General features: G+C 46.2%; 19 protein-coding genes. 11 read left to right on the top strand and 8 right to left on the bottom strand.

Annotation, left to right across the window (positions count from 1 at the left end):
- Window positions 1-56 precede the first annotated feature (56 nt).
- The 6 genes from prmA to purD all read left to right on the top strand — a co-directional run bounded on the left by prmA (window position 57) and on the right by purD (window position 6,372).
- Window positions 57-953: a 50S ribosomal protein L11 methyltransferase gene (prmA, locus tag A3773_RS03545; RefSeq protein WP_067983156.1), complete on the top strand. Its 897-nt coding sequence runs from the start codon at window positions 57-59 to the stop codon at window positions 951-953.
- Window positions 954-965: 12 nt separating this feature from the next.
- Window positions 966-1,898, top strand: a complete 933-nt coding sequence (locus tag A3773_RS03540; RefSeq protein ID WP_067983154.1) for a DUF3426 domain-containing protein — start codon at window positions 966-968, stop codon at window positions 1,896-1,898.
- Window positions 1,899-2,049: 151 nt separating this feature from the next.
- Entirely contained in the window at window positions 2,050-3,036 is a 987-nt protein-coding gene (gene dusB, locus A3773_RS03535) for a tRNA dihydrouridine synthase DusB (protein ID WP_067983152.1), read from the top strand.
- Between the two features lie 20 nt (window positions 3,037-3,056).
- Window positions 3,057-3,341, top strand: a complete 285-nt coding sequence (gene fis, locus A3773_RS03530; RefSeq protein WP_067862124.1) for a DNA-binding transcriptional regulator Fis — start codon at window positions 3,057-3,059, stop codon at window positions 3,339-3,341.
- A gap of 36 nt (window positions 3,342-3,377) precedes the next feature.
- Complete coding sequence (purH, locus tag A3773_RS03525; protein WP_067983150.1) at window positions 3,378-4,958, top strand: bifunctional phosphoribosylaminoimidazolecarboxamide formyltransferase/IMP cyclohydrolase; 1,581 nt, start codon at window positions 3,378-3,380, stop codon at window positions 4,956-4,958.
- A 127-nt stretch (window positions 4,959-5,085) separates the two neighbouring features.
- Window positions 5,086-6,372: a phosphoribosylamine--glycine ligase gene (gene purD / locus A3773_RS03520; protein WP_067983148.1), complete on the top strand. Its 1,287-nt coding sequence runs from the start codon at window positions 5,086-5,088 to the stop codon at window positions 6,370-6,372.
- 25 nt (window positions 6,373-6,397) lie between these two features.
- Here purD and A3773_RS03515 read toward each other — a convergent pair whose 3' ends face one another.
- Together A3773_RS03515 and A3773_RS03510 are read right to left on the bottom strand one after the other, a co-directional pair.
- On the bottom strand, window positions 6,398-7,582 hold the full coding sequence (locus A3773_RS03515) for a CHASE2 domain-containing protein (protein WP_156473429.1): 1,185 nt from the start codon (window positions 7,580-7,582) through the stop codon (window positions 6,398-6,400).
- Complete coding sequence (locus tag A3773_RS03510; protein ID WP_197462719.1) at window positions 7,534-9,177, bottom strand: FecR domain-containing protein; 1,644 nt, start codon at window positions 9,175-9,177, stop codon at window positions 7,534-7,536. The genes A3773_RS03515 and A3773_RS03510 overlap by 49 nt, the downstream gene beginning before the upstream one ends.
- A 243-nt stretch (window positions 9,178-9,420) precedes the next feature.
- Here A3773_RS03510 and A3773_RS03505 point away from each other — a divergent pair, with 243 nt between their 5' ends.
- Window positions 9,421-10,896, top strand: coding sequence for a L,D-transpeptidase Cds6 family protein (locus A3773_RS03505; RefSeq protein WP_067983143.1), 1,476 nt, complete (start codon window positions 9,421-9,423; stop codon window positions 10,894-10,896).
- Window positions 10,897-10,988: 92 nt separating this feature from the next.
- On the opposite strand, the gene A3773_RS03500 is transcribed toward A3773_RS03505, so the two are convergent.
- A complete protein-coding gene (locus A3773_RS03500) occupies window positions 10,989-12,461 on the bottom strand; it encodes a L,D-transpeptidase Cds6 family protein (RefSeq protein ID WP_067983142.1) in 1,473 nt (490 codons plus the stop codon).
- Between the two features lie 30 nt (window positions 12,462-12,491).
- Window positions 12,492-13,706, bottom strand: coding sequence for a L,D-transpeptidase family protein (locus A3773_RS03495; protein WP_067983141.1), 1,215 nt, complete (start codon window positions 13,704-13,706; stop codon window positions 12,492-12,494).
- A gap of 417 nt (window positions 13,707-14,123) precedes the next feature.
- On the opposite strand from A3773_RS03495, the gene A3773_RS03490 reads away from it, so the two are divergent.
- On the top strand, window positions 14,124-14,495 hold the full coding sequence (locus A3773_RS03490; protein ID WP_067983139.1) for a histidine triad nucleotide-binding protein: 372 nt from the start codon (window positions 14,124-14,126) through the stop codon (window positions 14,493-14,495).
- Window positions 14,496-14,629: 134 nt separating this feature from the next.
- Window positions 14,630-16,471, top strand: a complete 1,842-nt coding sequence (locus tag A3773_RS03485) for a L,D-transpeptidase Cds6 family protein (protein ID WP_067983137.1) — start codon at window positions 14,630-14,632, stop codon at window positions 16,469-16,471.
- 90 nt (window positions 16,472-16,561) lie between these two features.
- Here the strand turns inward: A3773_RS03485 and A3773_RS03480 are convergent, their stop codons facing one another.
- Both A3773_RS03480 and A3773_RS03475 read right to left on the bottom strand, forming a co-directional pair.
- Window positions 16,562-17,011 (bottom strand): PilZ domain-containing protein, encoded by a 450-nt coding sequence (locus A3773_RS03480; protein ID WP_067983135.1) that lies wholly within the window; start codon window positions 17,009-17,011, stop codon window positions 16,562-16,564.
- 99 nt (window positions 17,012-17,110) lie between these two features.
- Window positions 17,111-18,145, bottom strand: coding sequence for a DUF2333 family protein (locus A3773_RS03475; protein ID WP_067983133.1), 1,035 nt, complete (start codon window positions 18,143-18,145; stop codon window positions 17,111-17,113).
- A 366-nt stretch (window positions 18,146-18,511) separates the two neighbouring features.
- Here A3773_RS03475 and A3773_RS03470 point away from each other — a divergent pair, with 366 nt between their 5' ends.
- Both A3773_RS03470 and A3773_RS03465 read left to right on the top strand, forming a co-directional pair.
- Window positions 18,512-19,504, top strand: a complete 993-nt coding sequence (locus A3773_RS03470; RefSeq protein WP_082800536.1) for a bifunctional enoyl-CoA hydratase/phosphate acetyltransferase — start codon at window positions 18,512-18,514, stop codon at window positions 19,502-19,504.
- Window positions 19,482-20,660 (top strand): acetate/propionate family kinase, encoded by a 1,179-nt coding sequence (locus A3773_RS03465; protein WP_067983131.1) that lies wholly within the window; start codon window positions 19,482-19,484, stop codon window positions 20,658-20,660. Before A3773_RS03470 ends, A3773_RS03465 begins: the two co-directional genes overlap by 23 nt.
- A gap of 90 nt (window positions 20,661-20,750) precedes the next feature.
- Here A3773_RS03465 and A3773_RS03460 read toward each other — a convergent pair whose 3' ends face one another.
- Window positions 20,751-21,983 carry a DEAD/DEAH box helicase gene (locus A3773_RS03460; RefSeq protein ID WP_067983129.1) on the bottom strand — a complete coding sequence of 411 codons (1,233 nt, stop codon included), beginning with the start codon at window positions 21,981-21,983 and terminating at the stop codon, window positions 20,751-20,753.
- Between the two features lie 774 nt (window positions 21,984-22,757).
- The gene (locus A3773_RS03450) at window positions 22,758-23,219 is read right to left on the bottom strand and encodes a hypothetical protein (RefSeq protein WP_067983125.1); all 462 of its coding nucleotides are present in this window, start codon (window positions 23,217-23,219) and stop codon (window positions 22,758-22,760) included.
- Window positions 23,220-23,683 lie beyond the last annotated feature (464 nt).

Genomic DNA, 23,683 nt, shown 5'->3' with positions numbered 1-23,683 from the left:
CCCTTGATCACTGATACTATTGCCCAGTCTAACTGTCCGATATGGAAGAATGAATCATGCCTTGGCTGCAAATAAAAATTAAAACTAATCCCGAGAACTCTGAAGCTTACGAAGATCTATTATTAAGCGCCGGATGTGCAGCCGTCACCTTTGAAGACAGTGAAGATCAACCTATATTCGAACCTGATTTAGGTACGACTCCCCTTTGGAGTAACACCACAATCACTGGCCTATTTGCCGCCGAGCATAACCTTGAGCAAACGCTTCGCTTTTTAACACAGGCCCATGCGCAGCTTTTCCCCGCGATATCAACGCCGCAAATCCATGCAGAGATATTGGAAGACAAGGATTGGGAACGTGAGTGGATGGATAACTACCACCCGATGCAGTTCGGTCGTCGCCTTTGGGTATGCCCAAGCTGGAAAGAGATTCCTGACCCCTCAGCGGTCAACCTTTTACTTGATCCAGGCTTAGCCTTTGGCACAGGTACACACCCAACAACTGCATTATGCTTAGAGTGGCTAGACGCACAAACATTAGATGGCCAATATATTATTGATTACGGTTGCGGCTCCGGTATTTTAGGCATTGCTGGCCTTCTGCTCGGTGCCAACAAAGCTATTGGCGTAGATATTGACCCACAAGCACTCCAAGCCACCAAAGATAACCTGTCTCGCAACCACTTAGCCGACGATATACTTCACGTCTTTTTACCAGAAAATGCACCGACAGACCTCGCCGATACACTGGTCGCCAACATTTTAGCTGGCCCGTTGGTTCAACTGGCCCCTACCCTTGCTAGCCTAATTAAACCGAAGGGAAAATTATGCCTCTCAGGCTTATTGAGCGCACAAGAGGAAGAGATCAGAGCCGCTTATTCAACATGGTTTGATCTTGACCCCGTCGCTGAAAAAGAGGGATGGATAAGAGTGACCGGAACAAAAAAAGGGTAATGCCAACGCCTTATGCTTAAAGACAGCATCATTACCACATGCCCCCACTGTAAAGCACAGTTTAAAGTGACCCATGGGCAACTAAAAATTGCCCATGGGCAGGTCCGGTGCGGGAACTGTCTAAACGTCTTTTCAGCTACCGAGCATGAAGAAAAAAGCGATCCTGTCAGCACGGCAATTCACCCATCAGATAAAGCACCCACTCACTCGGCAACTAACCCAGCGGAAGCGCAACAGAGCAGAACCATTCCGGCGCCCCCCGACACAGCACCTGCTCATCCCCACAACAACACAGCAGACGAAACAAACAACAAATTAACCGATCAGCAGCTCCACACAAAAAAACAACCGACTCAACGGTATGAAATCGCCATAAAAACAGCCGCTGAACCTAACACACCTATACCAACCTTAACCATCGAAAGGGAAGCGATTGTACTCTCATCCTCCCCTAAAAAAGCGCCACAAAAAAACCTACTCTGGTTGTTAACCCTACTACTGGCAATCATCGGAATCGTTGCACAATACGCATGGTTTAATCGCGCTGAACTTTACTGGCAAGCACCCTATCAAGACGTTTACCGCGTAGTGTGCCAGCAGATAGACTGTCATATCCCACCGCGCTTTAAACTGGATAAAATCCAAAACCAAAAATTAGTGATCGCCCCTCACGATAAAATAGAGGGCGCAATTAGTGCCAACTTAATTCTGCTGAACAGCGCCCCCTTTAAGCAATCCTTCCCCGCGCTTAAACTGACGTTCTCCGATCTAAAGGGACGGACCATCGCTCAGCGTACCTTTCAGCCCACCAGCTATCTCAATCTAATTGACGATAACGCCCCCTTAATGCCGATCAATCAACCAGTCCAGGTCTCACTTGAACTCATGCTACCCAGCACGCGTGCAATTAATTATACGGTCGAGCTACTAGCGCCTGAGCAATAAAAAATCAAGCTCGAATTGTACAAAAAATCATCAAAAAATCCTTGGAGACTTTGCTCCTTAGGAGTATGATTATCCGCCTCCCAGATACCTCTATTAACAGTGTCATTCGTGATACTGCGGGTGTTTTTTTAACCATTTTTTAAGGCACAGTATGTTTACTATTGGCCCATACACCATTGACAGCCAAGTAATTTTGGCACCAATGGCAGGCGTTACCGACCGGCCTTTCCGCCAGTTATGTAAACGCATGGGTGCAGGCCTAGTTGTGTCAGAAATGGTGACTTCAGATACCCGATTATGGAAATCACGTAAATCTGCTCACCGCTTAAACCATACCGGTGAAGTAGAACCTCGTTCTATTCAAATTGCAGGTGGAGATCCTGAAATGATGGCTGATGCAGCGATCATGAATGTTCAACGTGGCGCTCAAATTATTGATATTAATATGGGCTGCCCCGCTAAAAAAGTCTGCAACAAGGCGGCAGGGTCCGCGTTACTGAAAGATGAGCAACTCGTAAACGATATTCTCAACGCAGTAACCTCCGCCGTCGATGTACCTGTAACACTCAAAATACGAACCGGTTGGGATACAACAAATAAAAACGCCCTAACCGTGGCACGTATTGCTGAAGATGCAGGTATCCAAGCACTCGCTGTACATGGCCGTACGCGCAGCTGCGGATATAGAGGTGAAGCAGAGTACGACACCATCGCCAGTATTAGTGAAGCTATCTCGATGCCCGTTTTCGCAAACGGTGATATCACATCACCCGAAAAGGCATTGAAAGTACTTCAGCATACGGGCTGTTCTGCGGTCATGATTGGTCGAGCCGCTCAAGGTAAGCCTTGGTTGTTCAGAGAGATTGATCATTATTTAAGAACAGGTACAATTCTGCCCCCTCCCAAGCTGGAGGAGATCCGGGACATTCTGTTAGAGCACGTGCAAGAGTTACATGCTTTTTACGGTGAATACTTAGGTGTGCGCATTGCGCGTAAACACGTAGGTTGGTACTTGCAGGATACCGCTAACGGAAACAGCTTTCGTAAACAATTTAACATCATTGAAACAGCAGCAGATCAGGCCGCCTCTATCGAGGACTATTTCGATAGCGCTTTAAATAATGGCGTAGCCGCCTAATAGATTGGATAATAAGTACTGTGGAATATAAAGAGATTAAACAACCAACATTCGCTCCCAACTCAACTGAAGCTGCGAATCATACTTTACGCGATAATGTAGAGCAGTCATTAAACAGCTATTTCCGTCAACTTGATGGACAGCCTGTAACCGATGTTTATCAGATGGTGCTTTCTGAAATTGAAGCCCCTCTTTTTGAAACGGTAATGACATACACTAAAGATAATCAGACTAAAGCATCCCAGTTACTGGGTCTAAACCGCGGTACGCTTCGTAAAAAGCTGAAGCAGTACGGCTTGCTTTAATCCCCCATTTTTTTGACTACTCGGAATCCAGACACAATGGCAGAGAACATCACTCCCGTTCGCCGTGCTTTGATCAGCGTATCAGACAAATCAGGTATCGTTGAATTCGCACAAGCCCTAAACGCTCGCGGCGTTGAGATCCTTTCGACAGGTGGCACTTATAAGCTACTAAAAGAAAATGATATCCCCGCAGTTGAAGTATCCGATTACACAGGCTTTCCTGAAATGATGGATGGCCGCGTAAAGACTCTGCACCCTAAAGTGCATGGCGGTATCTTAGGTCGTCGCGGACAAGATGATGGCATCATGTCCGAACACGATATTCAGCCTATCGATATGGTAATTGTGAACCTTTACCCTTTTGCAGCCACCATTGCTCGTCCAGATTGCGACCTGCCTATGGCGATTGAAAACATCGACATTGGTGGTCCAACAATGGTGCGTTCCGCTGCGAAAAACCATAAAGATGTTGCGATTGTCGTCAATGCGTCTGATTACGATGCTATCGTAACTGAATTAGATGAACAGCAAGGCCTATCCCATGCAACACGCTTTGACCTTGCCGTTAAAGCGTTCGAGCATACAGCAGGATACGACGGCATGATCGCAAACTATTTAGGCGCGATCGTTGAAAGTGAAGAGGACAAACCCGCTGTTTTCCCTCGCACGTTCAATACACAGTTTATCAAAGCACAAGATATGCGTTACGGTGAGAACCCTCACCAGCGTGCGGCATTCTACGTTGAAGCAGATCCGGCAGAAGCGTCCGTTGCAACCGCTCGCCAGCTACAAGGCAAAGCGCTATCTTTCAATAACGTAGCAGATACAGATGCAGCACTCGAATGTGTAAAACCATTTAATGAACCGGCCTGCGTTATCGTTAAACATGCTAACCCATGTGGTGTTGCTATAGGTAAAGACATTCTGGAAGCCTATAACCGTGCTTTTCAGACTGACCCAACCTCAGCATTTGGCGGCATTATTGCGTTCAACCGCGAGCTAGATGCAGCAACCGCCAGTGCGATCGTTGAGCGTCAATTTGTAGAGGTAATTATTGCCCCTACCGTGACCCAAGAAGCATCAGATATTATTTCGACTAAACCAAACGTGCGCTTACTCCAGTGCGGCGAATGGTCCGCAGATCGCGCACACAGCTTCGATTACAAACGCGTTAACGGTGGACTGCTTGTCCAAGATCGCGATCTTGGCCGTGTTGATGCATCTGAACTTAAAGTCGTAACCCAAGTTCAACCAACAGAAAAAGAGATCCGTGATCTACTTTTCTGCTGGGAAGTTGCGAAAGCGGTTAAATCCAACGCCATTGTTTATGCTAAAGACGGTCAGACAATCGGTATTGGCGCAGGCCAGATGAGCCGCGTTTACAGCGCGAAGATTGCAGGTATTAAAGCCGCTGATGAAGGGTTAGAAGTTAAAGGTTCCGTGATGGCATCTGACGCTTTCTTCCCATTCCGCGACGGCATTGATTCAGCCGCAGCAGCAGGCATCAAAGCCGTCATCCAACCTGGTGGCTCTATGCGTGACCAAGAAGTGATTGATGCAGCGAACGAACATGGCATGGCTATGGTCTTCACTGGCATGCGCCACTTCCGTCACTAAGTACATTTTGCAATAGGCCTACTCGGTAGGCTAAACCCTAGCCACGTAAACCCTAGGTAAGCTTATTGCCAAAAACCCCGGTCTGAAAAAATCAGACGCGGGGTTTACTGTTTAGGAATTAATGAAAATGAACATACTCATTATTGGCTCAGGTGGCCGCGAACACGCGTTAGCATGGTCTGTTTCCCAGGACTCAAATGTAGATCATGTTTTTGTCGCACCGGGTAATGCCGCTACAGCACAAGAAGCTAAGATGCAAAACGTTGCTCTCGACGTAATGGATCTTGAAGGCCTATCTGCTTTTGCTAAAGATAACCGCATCGACTTAAGCATCGTCGGACCTGAAGCACCGCTTGTGGCAGGCATCGTTGACCATTTCCAAAACGAAGGTCTACGCATCTTTGGCCCGACCCAAGGCGCCGCTCAACTGGAAGGCTCTAAAGCATTCACTAAAGATTTCCTCGCCCGTCAAAACATTCCGACGGCTGAATATGAAAACTTTACAGAGATAGAACCAGCCCTAGCGTATGTTCGCGAAAAAGGCGCACCAATCGTTGTCAAAGCGGATGGGTTAGCGGCAGGTAAAGGCGTTATCGTAGCGATGACACTGCAAGAAGCCGAAGATGCCATCAAAGATATGCTAGCGGGCAACGCCTTTGGTGAAGCTGGTAGCCGAGTCGTTATTGAAGAGTTCCTTGAAGGTGAAGAAGCCTCCTACATCGTTATTGTCGATGGTGACCATGTGCTACCGATGGCAACCAGCCAAGATCATAAACGTGTAGGCAATGGTGATACAGGACCTAATACCGGCGGTATGGGCGCTTACTCCCCTGCCCCAGTAGTCACACCTGAGATTGATCAACGCATCATGGATGAAGTGATCATGCCGACCGTAAATGGCATGAAAGCTGAAGGCAATGAGTACACTGGCTTTTTATATGCAGGCCTCATGATTCAAGCGGATGGTACACCGAAAGTTATCGAATATAACTGCCGTTTTGGTGACCCTGAAACACAACCGATTATGTTGCGTTTAAAATCTAGCCTCGTCGATATGTGTAATGCAGCGCTCGACAAGAAGCTTGATCAAACAACTGCTGATTGGGATGACCGTAAAGCCGTAGGTGTCGTTATGGCGGCCGGCGGCTATCCGGGTGATTATGGTAAAGGTGATGTAATCAGCTTTCCTAGCCACTACCCTGAAGGAACGAAAGTGTTCCATGCTGGCACCCAGCTAGTCGATGGCAACGTCGTTACTGCTGGCGGTCGCGTTCTATGTGTGACAGCACTCGGTGATACGGTCACTGATGCGCAACAGCGCGCCTATGAACTCTTAAAGCAGGTCAACTGGGAAGGTGCTTACTTCCGGACAGATATCGCTTACCGCGCTATTGCCCGCGAGCAAAATAGTTAAGCATTAAACATGCTCATATAAGGCCTCAGTTAATCTGGGGCTTTTTTATACCTACACAAAAATCCAATACCCGCCCAAACATTAAGATAACACTCATCGAACTAATACCCGCCAACATCGGCATGATGCTTAACCAGTACCCAAATGATAACAACCAAACCGGCACACTCAGCAACAGTAATAACATACTCAGGCCGAGCAACCGCAAGTCTAAAGGCAAGCGCGCCAAGACCATACTCCAGCATAATGTTGCCAAAACACCTAATGTCACAGCCCACACTGATAGGGAGGGAGATAAGGTATAACCTCGGTTTAATGTGCTAAAAAGAAATGCATGGACCTCTGTGGAGAAAAACGCATCCGTTGACGAGACCTGTAACCTATCCTCAACCGTTGGCGCATTAAGTCCGACAAACACCGCTTTATTACGGATTCTTTCAACCGGGATCTTACCCTCCAGCAAAGCCCACAACGGGTAACGTAACACCCGATCGCTAAACGAAGCTAAACCAAAGGGTAAAAGTAGCTCGTAATCACGGCTCCATAATTTAGAAAAGCCAACGTGCAGATAGGGTGTTCTTAAGCCCGAAAAATCATCTGCTTTGACGGGGGCATAAATATAGAGGGACGCTAGGGATAAACTAGGCCAACGGGGGAAACCCAAGCCCGCATAAAGGTAGTGACGTCGAAGATGGGCATCCTCATCCAAAGAGAGGTCCGCATGACCCAGAATAGCCCCCGGCAGCTCAGGCTTATCTAGAGGCTTTAACTCCTGATTATTTTCCGCAATCAACGGTAATACAACACGCCCGCTCCGCTTAATCGCATCCATCAACTGCTCATCACCAGCGCCCAGAGTTCCACGGGCACCCACAAACGCAACATTGTACGTAATCGATGAAACATCCGCCGAGTTAAGCGCGTCTATCGCCCTTGCGTGAACACTACGATCAAACGGCCAGCCCGAAAAACGATCAATACTCGCTTGGTCAATATCAATTAACACCACGTCAGACGCCGCATAGTTAACAGATGCGTAGTACTGATTAAGCACGTCATAAGCGACCCGATCAAACCAAACCGTTAATGAGGAAGAGCCAACTAAAATCACAATCACTAACGACAAGATCGATAGGGCTAAAAACCGGACGCCCTCTCGCATTACAACATCAACAGTAACGTTGCCGCACCGGAGAAGATCAATGGCCACCAATTTTCAATAGGCTGTTCAACCTGTTGCGGCGCCGTCCACTCCCCTGCGTAATCATCTGCATCAAACGCTCTAACACGTATGTAGTAGGTGCCAGGCTGCGGCTTATCAATCGCTAATTCAGCACGCTCTGTGGTTTCGTCAACCTGTATATCATTGAAGGCCTGATCGTTAGCAAGTTGCAGTTGGTAGTACGCAATATCCTGCTCTGCATTCCAGCTAAAGAACATTTCATCCTCACTACTCACCGGTGCTTGCAACTCAGGTTTAGCCGGAACAGGCTTCACCGTAAACTCACCAGCCAAACCGAGAGGACCCACTTTGCCTTGCGATGTCACACTGGTTACTCGCCAATAGTAATGACCAGGCTCCATAATCGTGGCAGTAAACCGCGTATCAGATATTTCCTCTTCGTGCAGGGTCACCGTTTCAAAACGCTGATCAGTGGCGATATCCATTTGGAAGCGTTCAGCCATTTCCGGACGTGACCAGATAAACTCAACCTCGCCTGAATAGATAGCATCCGATGGACGCGGCGCTTGGCGAACCGGAGGGAAAGGACGGGCATCAACCGTTATTTTCTGTACAGAAGACAAGCCCTGTAACCCCTCTTCACCAATTGCGCTCACCCTGAGCCAGTAGGTTTTATCTTGAAGCGATGCCGGTAAACCCATTTTTGGCTGATTAGATATTGAGTCATAGGTAATCGAGGTAAGCAGCTGATCAGGGGATATCTGCCCTCTGTATTTAGCCGCTCCCTCTAACTCATTCCACACCAATTTACCTGGGAGGTAATGAATCGGTGCACTTAAATCAGGTAACTCCGGCGCAGGAAGAAGCTTTTTCGGCTTAGCGGGCGGCTGGTTCGCTTTAGCTAAGGTTCCATACCCTTGACCTACCGTTGTGCCACCTAACCTATTTTCTACACCGATCTTACCTTCGATAACCTCTGCAGCCGTACTCGCTTCTTTTGCACGTACACGGTATGTGGTGCCTTTAGTTGTCGCAAACGCAACTGGCGTATCAATTAAAAACTGCGAACCGGGCACTTTAGCTGGATTCGCTCTAATCTCTGCCTCACCCTCTTCAAGGAAGACCTTGATATCCACAACCTTACGTTTACTGCCAACCACCGTCGCTTGCTTGATTTTAAGTAAACTATTTTCAAGAATTAAAACCTGCGTACCATCATCAAACTCTAATAACACCGATGATTGAGGTGAGGTTTTAATCTGGTCGCCTTGGCCTAAACTCTGGCCTCGAACAAGGGGTAAATGGGCTTTAACCGAGCCGTCATTCATCACAACTTGGGCAGTCACCGTACCACTTACATCAAGAATGGTAATGTCTGACTGGCGCTCTCTAATTAACGAGCGCGGTATTTTAAGCACCGTGCCCGGTAACATCTGTCGATCATTACTAATATTATTGAGGCGTTCGATGGTTTTCCATTCTCGCCAATCCGTCAGCAGTTCATGGGCAATGCTCCACACCGACTCACCGGGCTGCATTGGATAACCCCATTCGCCTTCTGTTTCTGACAGTACCGTCCCAGAAAACATGAGCATGATGAGCAATGCTAAACTTTGTTTCACTTTTATCACTGAATAGCGTCCTGTATTCATCTATTAAATTAGTCGGCCAGTTACGCCTTAAGAACCTAGATACAACCCTTAACGTCGCAGATCAAACGCTTTCGTAGGTTCTCTCTATAACTTAGCATTTTCCCATTAATTCAACTATCTAACCAGTATGGAAAAATGCCATTTTAAAATATGACATGCCTATCTATATGGGTATAATCATCCCCTAAATCATCATTTGACACGCCTTAATCCATGCAGATATTCGAACTAGACATCAAAAACAAACGACTCCGCACAGCGATTAGCGCTATTATTTCAGCCTCCATTCTAACGGGCTGCGGAGCACTTACACAAAAAACCGCTGTTAAGTCATCCGATACCGGCTTTTGTTATAACGGTGGCCGCACTAATGAATATAGCTGCGACCCAGAAAAAGCGACAGCACAAGCCGACATGCGTACGGCAGATATTGATGATGAATGGATGAACAGCAAGCTGTCAGAGATACATGCATGGCTCGCTGAAGAAAAAGAAAACCGAGTCAACGGCACGCCCTCCTCTACAGATGAGGCCAACAAACCGCCGCAAGATTACATTACAACCGTCAGTATTAGCACACCAACACCTCAGCAAACATCGCCTGAGATTGCTAACATTCTAAAGCTAAGCCAACAGGGACAACATAAAGCAGCGCTCTCAGGCATCGATAAACTGATCGCTGACAACCCTAATATGGCAGCTGCTAAGCTGACGAAAGGTATCATTACTAATCAGATGGGAGATAAAGCGTCCGCTAAAGCTATTTTCCAAAACCTAATGACCACCTATCCTGACCGACCGGAAGCGTTTAACAATCTAGCGGTTATTTATGCTGAAGAGGGTAATTTCCCTAAAGCGATCGAAACATTACAGCAGGCTTTCCAGACGCACCCTAGTTATGCACAAGTGCATAGCAACTTAAAAGAGCTTTACGCAACACTCGCCTCTCAGGCCTATAGTAAAGCATTGGATCTGGGCAGCGTATCTACAGGCCCTGAACTGACAATGATTGACCGTGTACCTAGCGATCTATCGGGCAATAGCGCTGACCAGTTACTCCTCGTTAGCAACCCAACCGCAAGCACACCTATACAACTTTCAGCGGCAAAGGTAGAGCAAAAGCCTCACCTGCCTGACACAACAAAAGAACCCGCTAAAGCGATTAAAGTAGCGCAAGCCACAGCTCAAGTGGCTGTTGTAGCACCGCCTAGCCAAAACACGACTGTATCCCCTAAGACACCCATCGCGTCACCAAGCAGCGTCGTTGAAACCGCAGGTCAAAGCCAACAGGTCTCTCGACCTGTTGCGAAAGCACTGCCTAGTGATGCGCAAGACACGCTTGAGCAGCAAGTAACCCAACACTTACAAAACTGGGCCAGCGCATGGAGCAACAAAGATCATCAGGGCTATATTAATGCGTATACCGACGTCTATCGCCCGAATGCAAAACTAAACCATAACCAATGGGTTACACAGCGCCAACAACGCATATCCAAACCCGCCTTTATCCGCGTTGATGTGAGTAATATCACTATCAAACGTCTCAGCCCTAACTTGGTCGAAGCACGCTTTGAGCAACGCTACCAGTCTGATACCTATAAAGATGCGGTCAAAAAACGCGTCCTCATGGTGAATACATCCGGCCAGTGGAAAATCAGCTTAGAAAGAAGTCTCGGGTTGATACACTAAGGCCTTAGCAAACACCCACTTAAACGACACATAAAAAAACGCTCTTTAGGAGCGTTTTTTTATGACAGCAAGAATGAATAAACCTAAAACGATTAGAGAGCTGGGCCTGGACGTTTGAGTACCACCGTTCCATTAGCTGCTTCTGATGCGATTCTCCAACCCTCGGCGGTTAACTGTAACTCCAACCGTTTTGTTGTCTCATCTGCATACCCCGGCTTTTCAAAACGCTGATAAAACTCAACCCGGTACCAGTGACTGTTTAAACGTGTAAATGTCGGTGTCCCAAATGTCAGTTTAATCCACTCAGGTGATAATAAGCGCTGCTTCCGAAATCGACGCCACTCATCAACAGGGAGGTCCACACCATAAGGCGCCATATTTTGAATATAACTATCAATGTATAGATCCCAATTTTGGGACTGCCACGCCTGATGCCAGCGCCCAAAGACCTTCCTAACCTCCTCTTCATTATTGAAGGCCGTCACCGTGTTAGCCCTCGCTTCTGAGGAGGTAGATTCTAACAACGGAGGATGGCTAGACGGTTTACCGGACGTCGTCGAAACAACTTTAAGTATATCTCGCCCCACCAACGCCTGTTTAGCGATTACTGATTCAGAGGTACGCGCCGAAGAGGCCGCGGCCAATGACGTTGTTTCCTCCATCTCATAAGGCTTATCCGCATTCACCACAGAAGCACTATGACCTTCTACCGTTTCAGTATCAGTGTTTAAGCCACTTTTTGCCTGCTTCACAACCGCAATCAGATCCGCAACCAATGCCGGATCCGCATCGATCTCTTCCGGAGTGATCACCCTTAAAGGACTGCGATCCTGAGTTTTTACCACAGGGGCTGGCTCAGTTATCTCTGCGATGATCTCAGCCGTTTCGTCCACGTCCAAGCCAGCATCGACGGCTTTGTTGACCGCAGGCAGATCTACCGCCGCGTCACCACTAACCTCGATCACGCCATTTCCCGGTGACACCGCCCTATCGGTGGCCGTAGCAACCGGTGTCTCTGCTGTAAAATCGTCGCCGATGCCATACCACGTCGCGGCACCGACCCCCAACACAATCAAACCCGCGAGGACCTTTTGCTTAACACTAAACCCCACTGATACCGCACTATCAAAGTGTTCCTGATAGTAACCATCGAGCTTCGCGGCTAATGCAGAGTGGGATTTTAAGACGGAGACCAACTGAGGTGTACTGACCAAAACAATAATGACCGCAACACCCTGCTCATCACAAATGGAGGGTAAACCAAGGAGGTAGGTTAACGCTTGCGCATCCACGCTATCGCACTGCACGGTAATAAGCAGCTTTTTACCGGTCGCCAAGCGCGTTTTTAAGGCTTGTAAAATAAGCGAGGCACTGGGTTCTACAGCGAGGTATTCAGCCAACGCTGACTGTAACCCCTGTAACTCAAGCTCACCATGACAGTGAAGGTGTTCAGGGTAATAGTGCTGAACTTGCTCAACTAGCTTAGCAACCCAAGCAGGTCCGCCATCAACGCGCACAACTTGGTGCTCATCAATATTTTGCAGTAAAAGTTCAGACGCATTCATAAAGTATAGGGCCGGATTCAGTCATGGGGACTAGGGTTTACCTGACGAGGGTTTACCTTCATAGGCAATACGCCAACGACCATCCTTAAAGTTCCAATACTGACGCTTGATTGACTCACCCTGAAGGTTACTACTTTTATAGTCTTGCCGAAACGTCGCGACAACTAGATCAGGGTTATCGGGGTAGCGATATAAGCTTAAATCATTAATGTTTATATCGATGAATTTTTTACTGCTATTAACCCGTTGCTTATAGCGGGAGAACGCCTCAAAATCTCTTTTTCCATCGGTATAGTTGGCCCCATAGTTTTGAATATAGCGCCCATGATCCAAACTTTCCCAATCGGCGGCCCAACGTTCAATTAAGCCATTAAACCGTTCGCTTTGCGCTAACCAGTCCTGCTTCTTAATCCAACGAATATTGTGTCCAACCAGTACAGGTGTGTCTTTAAAATCAATTTTCTGATCTAACTCGATAAAATCGGGGTTGGTTAGGGAGATACAGCCTTCACTTGCTTTAGGTGGGCGGCTGTAGGTTTCAACGGGGGAACCATGCAACCATATTCCGTTGCCAGTACGACCCAACCGCTCATCCCAAACATTGGGATAATTAAGAGGTAGCGCGCCTGAACCATAACGTGAAGGGAGGTTTTCATCCTCTAAACGACCCGTTATAAAATAAACGCCTAACGGTGTTTTCAGATCCCCTCTTTTTTCTTTGCCGACGCCCCCACGCCCATAAGACGCATAAAAATCGTTAACTAAAACAGGGACACCCTCGTGATTTTCAAAGAGGAACAATCGAGAAAGTCGCGTATCAACAACCACCGCGTACTTCTGATTTTCTGACATTTTCAACATATCAGCAGGCAACATATCTGCCGATGGTTTTTCCATCTCCATCAATAAGCGCACTTTCGCCTCAGAGATTAAACCATCGATTTTCTGTTTATCACTATGACTACCTGAACTGCTTAACGGTGCCCCTTGTGCCTGAGCAGATAAGATATCCGCATAGACAAGCTGTGCAAGACGAAAATCAGGACGACGTTCAGTCAACTGCTTAAGATCAGTTAACGCAGAATCTAGCTCATGACTACTCAGATTTTTTAAACCGCTTAATAAAAGCGCTTCATTTCCCTCTGATAAGCCATAGGGAGCGTCAGATAGCTCACCGGAAACCGCACTGGTAACAGAAAAACATGTCACTAAAGCTACTAGAGAACAGATCAATCCTTTCGTCATCTACCCAAACAACCCTACTATCAATTTAGCCATTGATTATAACTACATTCACCACTAATTGGACTTAATTTATCGGCATAATTCAGTAAATTCAAAGAAACATCTGCCAAAAAATACATTTTATAGCACCTATATCAACGTTTTTGGCAGAAGCCTACCAGTTTAAGGCTTTTATCGTTTTTTAAAACCAACTTACCGCCACATTGATTTACATTAATCCCGATGGATCTAGGGAATAAAAGGAGGAGCATTCCACCGTAGTCCTCAATAGCAACAGGCCTTTCAAAGGATAATGCCGTTGCCCCCCCAACGGCACATACAGAGCACAGCACAACCTACGGGGCAGCAATAAAGCGCTATTGTTTAACATCAACGAATCTCGCTATACTGCTAGAAAAGCTTTATCGAGAGAGAAACATGGACTGCCTTTTTTGCAAAATCATCAATAAAGAGATACCGGCACAGATCGTTTATGAGGATGAACACGTCGTTGCTTTTAATGACATCAATCCCCAAGCGCCCACGCATCTGCTCATTATTCCGCGCACACACATATCAACGCTCAATGATATCAGTGAAACGCAAACCTCTTTGATTGGTCATATGGTCAAAAGTGCTGCCACCATTGCTAAACAGATGGGTTTTGATGAAAGCGGTTACCGTACTGTGTTTAACTGCAATGAAGATGGTGGCCAAACGGTTTACCATATACATCTACACTTGCTCGGTGGCAAAGCGATGGGCTGGCCGCCCTATCAAGACACATTAAAAACAGCGATTGAGCAGTAAGCTCATTGGCAACCTGCTCTACCGCCGTTAAGAGTAGAGCAGTTAACACACTCTGTAATTGGAAGTCGTATCCAAAAGGAATATAATTGCAGCTAACTTATACATATAAAATGTAATCGAGATTAGCCTTAATCATGCTACAGGAAAATCAGCTTCATGCTGAGAGTAACAACGGATCAGATAATAGCGCGCACCCTGTAACCACCCCGTATCGACATAGGGGTTACAAGAAAGCGCTTTATGCTTTGCGTGACGCTCTCGACAACCACGGTGCAGTTATCCTTAAAGGGGTAGAAGGCACAGGTAAAACAACACTCGTTTCTGAGCTAATTAGCGACTACCAACATAAAGGGGTGCCTGTTGTACGACTCGACACTGCACTCACAAAACCCTCTCAGTTTTATGCCGAGCTAGCCGAGTGCCTCCAGGTCCCCAAACAGAAAAAAGACCTGATTCAAGCACTACGTGATACAAAAGCCGCCGGACAATATTGCTTAGTCGTCATTGATCAAGAAGCGATAGATTCATCTGTCGATGTAGCTGACGCACTCAAACAACTTTGCTTAACATCAGAAACAACCGCCGGCGCCATAAAGCTGATCGTTGTTCGCAAAGATTATTTAGTGATTCACACAGGTAAGACGCCAGAAGCTGATTTTCATAACTGGATTAAAACCGAAGTCACCCTAGATCCTCTTCAAACAGATGATATCGAAGGATATATATACTACCTATCTGCGATCAAAGGCCTACCACCCACGCCTTACGAGATAGGCACTGATTTCCTAATGATCGAACAAACAGAGGGCCGTATTAGTCGCCTTAAAGCGTTGCTGCCACCTCTGATCCATAAAGATGTTATTACTCGCAAAGACTTTGTGAGCAGTGAACACGGCAACAAGCCTTTACATGCCAATCACTCAGGTATGATTGCCCTCGCATTTGCTCTCATTTTGGCCTTAGGGGTAGGTATAAACCACTTCTTGTTTCAAAATGAACCCGCTGAAGCGGTGGCAGCCTCAACGACGACCTCCTCCGTTTTTGCTGAAGCCGCACCTACAGCGTCAGGAACCGCAGCCCCTAACGATGTCAGCGTTACACCGCCTAGCGTGTCAAAAGATGCGCCTAAAGCCAGCAACACAATCGCTGCAACCAGCGACGTCACAGACACATCGCCAAACACCCCTGCTGAAACCATCGCAGCGAAACCGGCAGCGCCTATACCCGCAGACGCATTCCAGACTGAAGTTAAGATAAAACTACTACAACTAGAAACAGAATTAACAGAAGCGAAAATAGAGAACAATCGCCTACAGATGGCATTGATCGAAGCCCAAAAGCAACAAGCAACACCCAAAACGCAGGCAGTACCAGCTAAGGCTGACGATAAATTTGTCGAGGCCGTTATGACGGCTGAAGCGCAAAACGCAGTGAAGAATGTCGAAGCCTCTAGCGCCGAAGACAGATCAACACAAGACACTCAAACAGTCGCCAGCAATGCCACACCCGCCCCTACGCTAGCCGAAACACCACAGACCGGCGATGTACAGCAAGAACAGCAAGCGCCCGCACCTTCAGCGGCTCAAAACAAGACGGCCACCGTTGCTGTTGAACAGTCTCCCCTGACTGAGGCTACAGCGTTAATTGATCGGTGGCAGCATGCATGGCAAGCCCAGAACCACGAAGATTATATATTCACCTATACCGCAACCTTCAATGGTGCATATAAGACCCATCAGCGCTGGCTAAAACAGAGACACACCGCGTTAACAACGCCCGAATGGATTAAGTTAGAGCGCGGCCCATTTATGAATATCCAACAAACCGACTCAATGGTGAGTGTTGATTTCTGGATCAGCTATGAAGCGGCGAACGGCTACAAAGATAAAACCCGCAAACGTCTTATCATTAAAAATGTAGATGGCGAATGGCTGATCAGCAAAGAGCGTAACCTCGAGGTTCAACCCCTTCTTTAAGTGGTGACCTCGATGACCGTTGTGGGCCAGTTACTAGAATAGCTGGACACCGATTGCGTACCCATGAGGCTGTTGTGTTTTATAGATCAGTTAACAAGGGTACGAGGGAAAATCCGCAGCGTATTTACCAATCCACTCTTCTGCTGCGGCTTCAGAGCTCAAGTCTCGCCCCTCTTCAATCAGTATCTGCTTACGATACTCTTCAATATGGCATACCTGCTCGACCATTCTGACCGAATACGCGGTCGCGAAGTCAGAAAAGCCAATACCCACAAGATAGCCAGATCCCTGTCCTTTACACCATAGAACATGGCCAATGGTTTTAAAGGATGGGTTATTTAACCAGATTTCCACCTCTACAGCCTGCCCTGCATTCATGATTTCGGGTGATTCACAAGAAAGCCCACCCACACTAATATCATTCGTTTGCACACGATGAGCATCGCAGTTGGATCTATGTTCAGGTAGGTCGGCATTGCAATTAGGTATAGAGATCTGAATAGGTATCCCCGTAGGGTGCCTGATAAAACGGCGTGGCATAATCCTCCCCCTTTGCCATTATTATCATTCAGTGTAGCCCTAATACAAAAAAAGAGAGCAAAAGCTCTCTTATTTGGTCAACAAAATCGATCTAAACGCTTAGCCGCGCGATAAAAGCTCACGCAAATCGATAATTGAAGCATTCGCACGGGAAATATAGTTCGCCATCACTAAAGAGTGATTTGCAAAAAGGCCAAATCCCCCCCCATTAAGGATCATAGGGCTCCATACTGTATCTTGCGTGGCTTCCAGCTCACGTATAATTTGTCGCAAGCTCACACGGGCATTTTTCTTATCTAAAACACCCCCAAAATCATGTTCGATCGCTTTCAGAATATGTAATAAAGCCCATGCGGATCCCCGCGCCTCAAAGAAGACATCATCGATCTCTAGCCATGCGGTTTTAATTTCGGTCTCACTCGCGACTACCGTTGATTGTTCCGCCTCGGCATCCCCAGCTAAATCGGTATTCAAACGCTTCTGACCTACACTGGCACTCAAGCGTTGAGATAAGCTTCCCAAACGCGTTTGTACATCACCCAGCCAGTTATTAAGATTATCTGCTCGGGCAAAAAACTGCGCTTCAGTTTCCTCAGTACTCGCTAACGCCAGCTGATAACTTAACAACGCGTCTAAACCCTCTTTATATTGTGATTCAGACGAAGGGATTAGCCAGCTATTGGCATCAAAGTTGAGTTGCGGTTCAGCCACTGTCAGCGCTAAATACTCTACAGATTGAGATTGGGAGCGGCTAAAATCTTTACGCATCGCCCTCGCTAAATCACGAGACTGCACCAACACGCCATATTCCCAGTTACTTATATTATCTAGCCACAGCCCCGGAGGTGTTACATCATTGCTAATGTACCCACCCGGCTTATGAAGTAAGGTATCAACCAAGCGATACAACGTAAAAACCGTGGTATAACCCGTCGTGGATTCAAGCCCTCGTTCCTGTGCATCCGCTTTTGCTTCAGCAATAGGATCAAACGCCGCAGGCGTAAAGCTCCAATAAACCCCCAAAGGCATAGAGAGGATAACCACAAGCGTCACTACCGAAAAACACGCGCGGCTTATTTTCCCACCGGGCATATTATCCCAAAAATCCAAAAACCAATCGATCAAAAATCCCATGAACGTTCCTCACCCCATAAAGCGCAATCGTTGCAGCCTGAAAGCCCGATACAGCACATTATACCGCATCTGCTTTAACTATAACCTATTCTACCTCCTATCCTAGCAGCTCACACCGATAGAAGTGTACATAAAGCGATGAATCAATTATTGGCCTGTTGAGCCTTTCGCACAAGGAGAAAGCCCATGCCAATCACGTCTATTAGCATGATAGTCGTAAAGACCTTGCCTTTATAAACGCTATTTTTTGAAACCTTCAACTTAAAATGATATATATCAGTAGAACTAATGCTGCAGTGCGTCATAATTAAGTCATTGGCTTAGTATATTCTAGTGTTAATACACCGCATTAAAAGGGATATTAGCATGTTACTTTTTGATAAAGTTCCTGAGGTCTCAATGGTTATTCAAGAGAAACCGCCCCTGCATGATCAGCTAGAGTTTTTTATAAAACAAGCTGAAAAAGCACGCCCAATTCGTACAGTTGTTGCCCACCCTGTTGATAGTAACAGTCTTATTGGTGCTGTTGAGGCAGCAGAACATAATTTGATTATCCCTACGCTTGTAGGCCCAGAAAACAAAATTCGCGCCGTTGCTGAGGAGCAAAACCTCAACATCAACGACTTTGAACTTATCAATACTGAACACAGCCATGCCGCTGCCGAAATAGCCTGCGAGATCGTCAAACGCGGTGAAGCAGAAGCATTAATGAAAGGCCATTTAGGCACAGCCGAGTTATTACGCGCGGTGGTACACAAAATAAAAGGTATTCGTACTGAACGACGTTTAAGTCATGTGTTTGTGTTCGATATCCCTAATTACCATAAACCGCTGATTATTACGGATGCGGCAATTAACATAGTGCCAGACCTCTACTGCAAAGCCGACATCACGCAAAATGCGATCGATTTCTGCCACGCCTTAGGCGTTGATGTACCTAAAGTGGCCATTCTTTCAGCCGTTGAAAAAGTAAAACCTAATATTCAAAGCACCATTGATGCTGCAGCGCTGTGTAAAATGTCTGATCGCGGACAGATTACAGGCGGTTTATTGGATGGACCGTTAGCGTTTGATAATGCCATCTCCCAACAAGCCGCCATCGATAAACATATCGTCTCTGATGTATCAGGTGATGCCGATATTCTTCTGGCTCCCGATCTAGAGGCGGCAAACATGATCGCTAAACAGCTTATTTATTTAGCGAATGCCAAATCTGCAGGCATAGCATTGGGCGCTAAAGTACCCATCATCCTTACCAGTCGTGCTGATAAAACATTAGCCCGTTTAGCATCCTGCGCACTTGCGTCCCATATGGTTCATCACAAGAATTCTAATTATGAAGACAATTCTGACCGTTAATGGTGGCTCTTCTAGCTTAAAGTGCGCCCTTTTTGAATTAAAAAATGGGGCGCTTACCTTATTGTATGGCTTTAAGTTAGGGAATATTTTAAATACCCCCCGCTTTAGAGTTAAAGATGCAAGCGGCGCGACACTTGAGCAAAGCTCGCCAGATTACCTATCGGTACCGAAGGAAGAGCGCCACCAAGCATGTTTACAAACAATTTTAAACTGGCTGAATCAGCACCTACCTGAAAGTAGCTTAGTCGCCATAGGTCATCGTGTTGTACATGGCGGAAGCGATTTTAGCGAACCTTGCGTAATCAGTGACGAGATTAAAGCGCAATTAAGCGCACTTATTCCTCTTGCGCCGTTACATCAGCCATACAACCTTCGTCTGATTGAAGCCTGTGAAGCACTTGCCCCTAATCTGCCGCAAGTTGCCTGTTTCGATACGATGTTTCATAGTAAACAAAGTAACTTAGAAAAAAACTACGCCCTGCCTCGGCAATACACAGACGAAGGCGTTCGGCGTTATGGTTTTCATGGTTTATCGTACGAATTTATTCAGCGCCAACTTAATCAACGCCAGAGTCCATCACTGAATACGGTTGTCTGTCATTTAGGTGCCGGTGCAAGCATGTGTGCGATTAAACAAGGCATTTCAGTTGCGTCCTCTATGGGCTTTACTGCCGTGGACGGCTTACCTATGGGCAGTCGATGCGGCAACATTGACCCGGGCGTGCTGCTTTACCTCCAACGTCAGCACCAAATGGATGCCGATGAGCTAGAAGCACTGATCTATAAAAAAAGCGGTTGGTTAGGTGTTTCAGGGATCAGCTCCGATATGCTCGAACTTCATCGCGCGGAGCAACCGGAAGCCGAAGAAGCCATTGAGATGTTCTGCTATCGCGCCGCCTTAGAAATTGGCCGTTTAGCTGCCGCACTAGAAGGCTTAGAACAGATCGTCTTTACCGGCGGTGTGGGTGAAAATGATGCCGATGTGCGCCAAAGAATCTTAACCCGTTGCCATTGGCTGGGGGTTAAATTTTCTAACGAGGCGAACAGCAAAGGGGACAGCGTGATTAGCTTAAGCGAATCGGCGGTTACCATACGCGTTATACCTACCAACGAGGAAGCAATGATTGCAACCCACGTGTTGGAACTTATCGCTTAGCCTAACGATTCACGGCTATGGGCGACGCTATTATGCATAATAACGTCGTCCTATTTTATCCCACTCATTTGCTGCTAGGCGGCAATCAACTTAACGCTTAGCCTTACGCGGTGCTTTCTTTTTCGCACCCGTGTCTTTCTTCTTTTTCTTACTGCTGGCAGCTTTACCTGAGGCTTTGAGTTTTTTCGGGCCTTTATAATTACCCACTAACCCTTCTATCAATTTACGTCTAAAACGGGTTTTTAGATAACGCTCGATAGAGGACATCAGATTCCACTCAGTCGCATCGACTAACGACACCGCCTCACCCTCAGCACCTGCGCGCCCCGTTCGGCCAATACGATGTAGATAAACATCGCCTTTACGCGGCATCTCAAAGTTAATCACCAGATCAACATCCTCAACATCTAACCCACGGGATGCAAGATCGGTTGTTACCAGTACGGTTGTTGTGCCTTTACGAAACCCCTCAATGGTGGCAAAGCGCCCCTTTTGCTGTACATCACCATGTAAAAGCGCCGCTTTTAATTTATGGTAACGAAGAAAACCATCTAAACGACGTGCTTGGGTTTTACTATTACAAAACACAATCGCTTTAGTGTATTCCTCATTTTTTAGCATGGCGCATAGCTGCTTATCTTTATGCCCCACATCATCAGACAACATAATATATTGCCTAATGCCTTCAGCCGCTTCGCGCTTTTGACCGACTTGTACCCACTCAGGTTCATCTAAGATATCCCCCGCAAGCGAACGTACCGTGCTTGGCAGCGTAGCTGAGATCAACAAGGTTTGGCGAGCATCAGGGCAAACGGACAGAATCTGCTGCAAACTCTCCTTAAACCCGGTTTCCAACATACGGTCCGCTTCATCCAACACAAGAAAATCTAAGCTATCAAACTCAATAGATTGGTTTTCGATATGCGGCAGTAAACGACCAGGGGTTGCGATCACTAAATCCGCTGACGCTAAACGTTTTTCTTGTACTTTAAAGTCCTCCCCCCCAACCACAGAAACCGCAGAAAGCTCTGTATTCTGCGCTAATTTACTAAACTGCTGGAGTATCTGATCCGCTAGCTCACGTACTGGCACTAAAACTAACGCACGTGGCTGTTTAGTCGGCGACTGTTGCCCAATCATGCTTTGAATTAACGGAATCAAAAACGCCGCCGTTTTACCACTGCCGGTTGGTGCACTGACCAGTAAATCCATCCCTTCCAATAATAAAGGAACAGCGCGTGTCTGGACTTCAGTGGCTTCCAAATAACCTGCCGCTTTCAAATTACTCTCAAGTTCAGGATGCAATGCGATATCGGTAAACATAGGTGTACTCATTAACAACAAAAGCGATGAGCTGGGTAGTAAAACCCAACCTCACCGCCTTCAAAAAATGATGCACGTCGATATTAACGTACAAAAAAGTAGTCACGCGGAAAGACCGCTAAAAAGAGATAAGTATTACAAATCAAACCACTACAAAGAAATGGGCGTAGTTTGATCGCTTACATGAAAGATCATTACCCATTTTAACAGAATAAACCCTTTTCACATGACTTCTGTGTAAATTGGGGTAAATGTACTCGGAGGTTACAACAATGAAACGGACAGCAGAATTAAGAGATATACGGCTAACTCAAAAACACCGAATACCTCCCAATAAACACTTAAAACCATCAATCAGCCACTTGAAGTAAAAAAAAAGCCTAACTGCAAAACCTGTAACTAAGAAATGAAGGAGGCTTTCTTTAAGAGTGCATGTCCCTGCTTATTCTGCCTGCTTATTCGCCAAGCTTGAATAATATTATTCATTTGACCGGTTTCATAAATTGAGACTTGATACGGAGGAATCTGTTCGGTCTTCATAAATGCTGCGCTATAGGTAAAGTAAATAGCAGTATAACGCTTAAAACAAAAAGGCCAGTGAAAACTCTGGCCTCAATTTTAATGAGTATCTTCCTATTTATTCTGGCTAGCCATGCCACACGGCCAGATTCAATCGAGTCTGACCCCATTGGTTTTAGTCGACCAATGAATTCAATCGAGCCTGAATCCATTAGCTCACAATACAAGGCCTGATCCGGTGATTGTAGAGTTTTCTTATCTACTCTCAAGTTCTCTATATTCAAGCTCTACTTTTTGCCTTACAACATCAACTCTTAAACCATAGTATTGCCTCCATAGGAGGCGCCTTTCTCCAAAATCATACGATAACATATACGGTATACTTTCTTTTGATAAGTATTTTTCGTATAAGCTTAAATGTATATCATTTAAGATCACTAATTCTTCTAAATGATCTGGGTTTTCCATTAACCCATAATCAATTACCCTCTCCGCTCCTAGAACTTCTGCTAATTGCTCAAGCGGATACCGTATGACACCTCGATCATCAATACTATATTTAACACCTCTTTTTTCTAACTCACGGATCATACTATCTAGCTTGAATTGCCCAGAATAACTAATACCCCTATCACTTAATCTATTAGAATTATTTTCCTGATCACATCCAGTGATGAGAATGATACACAATAATGCATAGACCTTGATCAAGGGCATACAAGACCTCCTAACAGACAAGATCTTGTTTGAACCTCTTTCCTAGTTTTCGTGTTCAAGTTTAAATCAACGGTCTTACCCGTATCTACCCCTTTGGAATAAAGCATAAGATTTTTAACTTCCCCATTAACTAGATCATACACACCTTCAAAGTCATATATCTTGTATGTTTGTCTATTCCCATACTCAACCGATCTAGACTCATCTACTGTGAAAGAAATCACTTTTAATACTTGAGCTAATTTCTTAGCTGGGACCAAATCAGTAACATCTACGTGAGAAGAGGTATACGGTATCCATTCACCCTCATGGTACATTGCAGCAAGGGCAGCAAGGGGACAGGCACCCTTAAATTCTGCGCGATGACAAACGCGGTGCGATATCAGCACACCTATCGCCCATATCAGCAGCAAGGGACAGACACCCTTAAATTGACAATACCCTTACTCACTCCTAAGATCAAA

Source organism: Neptuniibacter pectenicola (genome assembly GCF_001597735.1).
GTDB lineage: Bacteria > Pseudomonadota > Gammaproteobacteria > Pseudomonadales > Balneatricaceae > Neptuniibacter > Neptuniibacter pectenicola.
This window is presented reverse-complemented; position numbering and strand designations above follow the sequence as displayed.